The following is a 5,079-nucleotide window of genomic DNA, read 5'->3' on the forward strand; positions in this document are numbered from 1 at the left end:
CGCCCACCGTGCGCGCCGTCGGCGGGCCGGCGATCCGCAACATGGCAAGCGTCGGCGGCAATCTCTTCGCGCCTGCGCCCTACGGCGACTTCGCCGTCGCGCTGCTTGCGCTGGACGCGAACGTCGCCACCGAGGATAGCGAAGTGCCGATCGAGACCTTCCTGGCCGGACGCGACGCCAGCCGTTCCATCGTCACCTCCGTCACCTTCGCCCTACCCCGCGCGGAGAGCTTCCGTTTTCTCAAAGTGTCACGGGTCAAGCCCAAGGGCGTCTCGGTACTCAGCATCGCCGCGCTCTTGCAGCGGATAGACAACGGCACGGTCACCGCCGCGCGGATCGCACTTGGCTGCATGGCCGACCGGCCGATGCGTGCCAGAGCGGCCGAGAAGGCGCTGCTTGGCTGCAGGCTGACGCCTGACGAGATCGCGCCGGCGCTGGCTATGGCAAACGAAGGCACAACGCCGATTACCGATCCGGTCGCCAGCGCCTGGTATCGCGCCGAAGTGCTGCCGGTCCATCTCGGCCGGCTGCTGCTCGCATGATGCCCGTCGCCCAAAAACGCGTAGCGGTTTTGGGATTGCGACAGGCAGGAAGTCTCACACGTCGGGGGCGCGCGTCTGTCCGGATATCCGGGCAGGCGCGCTGGGAGGAAAGACATGGTGAAGGTCCCGGTCCAGTTCACGCTCAACGGTTCCGAGAAAGCCGAGTTCATCGACAGCGGCGCGACACTGCTGCACGCGCTGCGGGACAAGATCGGTGACACCTCGCCGAAAGGCGGCTGCCACCAGGGCACTTGCGGCGCCTGCTCGGTCATCATCGACGGTGAGCTGAGGCTCTCCTGCCTGACGCTGGCGGAGACCTGCAACGGCGCCGTCATCAGGACGACGGCAGGTCTCGCCGAGGGCGGCGTGCTGCATCCGCTGCAGCGCGCCTTCCTCGATGCCTTCGCCACCCAATGCGGCTTCTGCACGCCGGGCATGATCATGGCCGCCAAGGTGTTGCTCGACCGCACGCCCAATCCCAGCCGCGAAGAGGTGGTCGAGGCGCTATCCGGCAACATCTGCCGCTGCACCGGCTATGAGCCGATCATCCAGGCCGTGCTCACCGCCGCGCGTTCCAATTCGCAGAACGTGGCCTGAGGGGACCAAAAGAATGGAACTGCGCAAGAGCTATTTCGCCGATCAGCGCAATGACGGCCTGCACGAGATCGGCCAGGGACGGCCGCGGCTCGATTCGCCCGGCCATGTCACCGGCAAGACCGCCTATTTCGCCGACCGCAATTTTCCGGGCATGCTGCATTTGAAGATGGTGCGCAGCCCGCACCATCACGCCCGCATCCGCGCGATCGACACCTCGGAAGCCGAGAAGCACCCGGGTGTGGTGAAGGTGCTGACGGCCAAGGACGTGCCGCACAATGTCTACACCATCCTGATCCTGATCCAGATCGGCCCCGAGGACGAAACAGTGCTCGCCGACGGCAAGGTGCGCTGGAAGGGCGAGGCGGTGGTGGCGGTGCTGGCCGAGACCGAGCGCGCGGCGCAGGAGGCAGCTGCCAAGGTCAAGGTCGACTACGAGGTGCTGCCGGCCGTCTTCGACATGGAGGAGGCGCTAAAGCCCGGCGCGCCGCTCGTCAACGAGTACCACGGCCAGAACCACTACCTGTATGACAGCGGCGAGTGCCGCAAGGTGCGCTTCGGCGATGTCGAGGCGGGCTTTGCCGAGGCCGACCACATCCTCGAGCAGACCTACCAGTCCTCGCCGATCGAGCATGCGCCGACCGAGACGACCGGCTGTGTCGTAGCGCCCGAGGGCAACGACCGCTTCACCTGCTACACCAACACGCAGGCGATGTTCTTCACCCTCGACAACGCCTCGATCATCCTGCAGATGCCCGGCAGCAAGCTCCATTTCGTCGGTGGCACGGTCGGCGGCGGCTTCGGCGGCAAGGTCGACGTCATCGTCGAGCCGATCGCCATCCTCGGCGCAAAGTTAACCGGACGACCGGTCTGTTTTATCTACAGCCGCGAGGAGGAGATGCAGATCTCGTCGCCCCGCGCTGCCGAGAAGGTCGTCATAAAGGACGGCGTCATGAAGGATGGCCGCATCGTTGCCCGCAAGGTCACCGGCTACACCGATGCCGGCGCGTACTCCCGCCATTCGCCCTATGGCGCTCAGAAGGGTGCGGCGCACTATCCCGGCCCCTACACGATCCCCAACGTCTGGATCGATACTTATTGCGTCTACACCAACCGCACCCCCTCCTCCGCCATGCGCGGCTTCGGCGTCACCATCGGCGACTTTGCGCTGGAGGTGCAGATGGACAAGCTGGCGCGGCTGATCGCCATGGACCCGCTCGAGTTCCGCTTCATCAATGCCTACCGCGACGGCGACATGAAGGCGCATCGCCAGCCGACCGAGGGCGCGGCGCTGATCGAGTGCATGCAGGAAGCCTCGCGCGCCGCCAACTGGCCGGTGGCGGAGAAATACATGGCGATCTCGTCCTACAGGAAGGGAGGCTGAGATGGCGATACGGCGCGGACGCGGCGTCGCCGCGATCAACTATCCGACCGGCATGAATCTCGGCGGCGACCCGACCCAGGCGCTGGTTCATTCGACCCCGACCGGCAATTTTATGGTCACCCTTTCCAGCGTCGATCTCGGCCAGGGCATGAAACAGATCATGGCGCAGATCTGCGCCGAGACCATCGGCGTGCCGCCCGCCCGCGTCATCGTCGACACCGCCGATACCGACACCGGGCCGCACTGCATGGGCACCTTCGCCTCGCGCGGCACGCACCGCGCCGGCAACGCCGTCATCCAGGCTGCGAGGGAAGCTCGCCAGGTGATGCTGGAAGTGGCGGCGGAAGAGCTGGAAGTCAACGCCTCGGACCTCGAAACCGACGGCCAAGGCAACGTATTGGTGAAGGGCGCGCCGCAGAAATCGATTTCGATCTTCGACGTTGCGCTGTCGGCGCATTTCAAGCGCGGCCGCTCGATCTCTGGGCGCGGCATGTTCTTGATCCCGCGCTCCTATCCGGAGAAGGAGACCGGCGCGATGAAGCCGTCGACCTGCTACGCGCATGCCTGCACGGTGGCCGAGGTCGAGGTCGACGACGAGACGGGCGAAGTGACGGTGCTCAACGTCAAGAACGTCTTCGAGATCGGCCGCGCCCTGAACCCGAAGATGGTCGAGCAGCAGCTCGTCGGTGGTTCCTGGATGGGCATCAGCCATGCCCTCTACGAGACGACGGAGCCCTATTATCCGAACCGCGACCATGGCGGCACCGATTTCAACCAGTATCTGATGCCCGGTCCCGGCGATCTCGCCGAGACCGAGATCATCGTGCTGGAACGGCCGTCGGCGGACGGTCCCTTCGGCGCCAAGGGACCGGGCGAGATGTGCGCCAACCCGCAGATCCCCGCCGTCGCCAATGCCGTTTTCGACGCCGTCGGCGTTCGCATCGACACGCTGCCGATCACGCCGGAACGCATCCTGCGCGCGCTGAAGGCGCAGGCCGCGGGCTGAGCGGGCGATGACACGCGCCGACGCCGAACAGATCGCGGCTTCGCCGGAAGCGGTGGCGGCGCGCCTTGCCGCCTCGCGCTATCTCGCCGACGACAGCCTTGCGACGGCGATCTTCCTGGCCATTCGCCTCGGCAAGCCGCTGCTGCTCGAAGGCGCGCCGGGCGTCGGCAAGACCGAAGCCGCCAAGGCAGTGGCCGAACTGCTCGGCCGTGAGCTGGTGCGCCTGCAATGCTATGAAGGCATCGACGCCGCGCATGCGCTCTATGAATGGAACTACCAGCGCCAGTTGCTCGCCATCCGCCATGCCGGCGAGCACGAGATCGACATCTATGACGACCGCTTCCTGATCGCGCGGCCTCTGCTGCAGGTGCTGCGCGCGCCGGAACAGCGTGTGCTGCTCGTCGACGAGATCGATCGCTCCGACCACGAATTCGAAGCCCTGCTGCTTGAATTCCTCTCCGATTTCCAGATCAGCATCCCGGAACGCGGCACGATCCGCGCCGCAACGCAGCCGATCGTCATCCTGACCTCCAACCGCACCCGCGAGCTGGCCGAGGCGCTGCGCCGGCGCTGCGTCTACCACTGGATCGGCTATCCCGACGCCGCGCGCGAGGCCGAGATCATCATGCTGCGCGCGGGCGATGTCGCCGAGGCGACGGCGCGCGCGGTGGCCAATGCCGTGCAGCAGATCCGCGCCCGCCCGCTGGCCAAGCCGCCCGGCATCGCCGAGGCGGTGGAATGGGCGAATGCCGCCACCATTCTCGAAAAGGGCGGCAACCCGTGGCCGGAAGCCTTTCTCCGCGCCATCGGCTTGCTGATCAAGGACGAGGAAGATCTGTCCGCGATCGCGCCGGAACTTGGGAAGATCGTCGAGGAGGCGTTGGGTGATGAGTAATCGCAACGCGCCAGCGCAATACCCCTGGGCTAATTCGCAACGCTGGCGGGACAGCGCCCCCCTCTGTCCTGCCGGACATCTCCCCCACAAGGGGGGAGATCAGACGTCACGCCGGCTCTCGCCAATTTTCAACGTCGCAAGATCAAGCCGAGCGCCCAAGCTGCCAATCTCCCCCCTTGAGGGGGAGATGTCCGGCAGGACAAAGGGGGGCGCGAAGGAATGAGGCGTGCGGAAAAACTGCCTCGTGCCGCCGAGCCCTTACTGGGCTTCGCCCGCTTGCTGCGCCATCACGCCTTTCCCATCGCCCCCGAGCAAGTCTCCAGCTTCATGCAGGCGGTCACACTGCTCGGCCCCCGATTGATGAACGACATCCGCGAGGCCGCGCTGGCGACGCTCGCGCCTTCGCCCGACCGTCGCATCGAATTCGAGGCGCATTTCCGCGCCCATTTCTACGCCGACGCCAGACCCTCGATCGCAGGCGAAGAAGACGAGGAAACCCGCATCAAGGACGATCGTGGCACGCGCGAGGAAGAAAGCCAGGCCGCTCGCCATGAGAAGGGCGGCGATCTGTTCTCGGCGCGCGAGCAGTTGAGCAGCCGCGATTTCCAGCGCGACGCCGACGGTCTTAGCGCATTCCGCCACGGGCTCGCCTCCGCCC

The 5,079-nt window shown here is 66.1% G+C and carries 5 protein-coding genes and 1 pseudogene; all 6 read left to right on the forward strand.

Annotated elements, in window-relative coordinates; all coding sequences use genetic code 11:
- Nucleotides 1-542: FAD binding domain-containing protein (locus EN742_RS23860; protein WP_128333354.1), on the forward strand; the 542-nt coding region annotated here is incomplete at its 5' end.
- A 114-nt stretch (nucleotides 543-656) separates the two neighbouring features.
- Complete coding sequence (locus EN742_RS23865; RefSeq protein WP_127421307.1) at nucleotides 657-1,139, forward strand: (2Fe-2S)-binding protein; 483 nt, start codon at nucleotides 657-659, stop codon at nucleotides 1,137-1,139.
- Nucleotides 1,140-1,152: 13 nt separating this feature from the next.
- The gene (locus tag EN742_RS40070; RefSeq protein ID WP_127407483.1) at nucleotides 1,153-2,520 is read left to right on the forward strand and encodes a xanthine dehydrogenase family protein molybdopterin-binding subunit; all 1,368 of its coding nucleotides are present in this window, start codon (nucleotides 1,153-1,155) and stop codon (nucleotides 2,518-2,520) included.
- A 1-nt stretch (nucleotide 2,521) separates the two neighbouring features.
- The gene (locus EN742_RS40075) at nucleotides 2,522-3,526 is read left to right on the forward strand and encodes a molybdopterin cofactor-binding domain-containing protein (protein WP_128333355.1); all 1,005 of its coding nucleotides are present in this window, start codon (nucleotides 2,522-2,524) and stop codon (nucleotides 3,524-3,526) included.
- A 7-nt stretch (nucleotides 3,527-3,533) separates the two neighbouring features.
- On the forward strand, nucleotides 3,534-4,421 hold the full coding sequence (locus EN742_RS23880; RefSeq protein WP_127407495.1) for a MoxR family ATPase: 888 nt from the start codon (nucleotides 3,534-3,536) through the stop codon (nucleotides 4,419-4,421).
- A gap of 219 nt (nucleotides 4,422-4,640) precedes the next feature.
- Nucleotides 4,641-5,079 (forward strand): annotated as a pseudogene (locus tag EN742_RS23890) (VWA containing CoxE family protein); the annotation flags it as partial.

This window comes from Mesorhizobium sp. M4A.F.Ca.ET.020.02.1.1, assembly GCF_004022645.1.
In the GTDB taxonomy this organism is placed as follows: domain Bacteria; phylum Pseudomonadota; class Alphaproteobacteria; order Rhizobiales; family Rhizobiaceae; genus Mesorhizobium.

What these genes read in the sequence shown, in the direction of transcription:
- EN742_RS23865 (WP_127421307.1), top strand. Translation starts at nt 657, where the DNA reads ATGGTGAAGGTCCCGGTCCAGTTCACGCTCAACGGTTCCGAGAAAGCC.
- EN742_RS40070 (WP_127407483.1), top strand. Translation starts at nt 1,153, where the DNA reads ATGGAACTGCGCAAGAGCTATTTCGCCGATCAGCGCAATGACGGCCTG.
- EN742_RS40075 (WP_128333355.1), top strand. Translation starts at nt 2,522, where the DNA reads ATGGCGATACGGCGCGGACGCGGCGTCGCCGCGATCAACTATCCGACC.
- EN742_RS23880 (WP_127407495.1), top strand. Translation starts at nt 3,534, where the DNA reads ATGACACGCGCCGACGCCGAACAGATCGCGGCTTCGCCGGAAGCGGTG.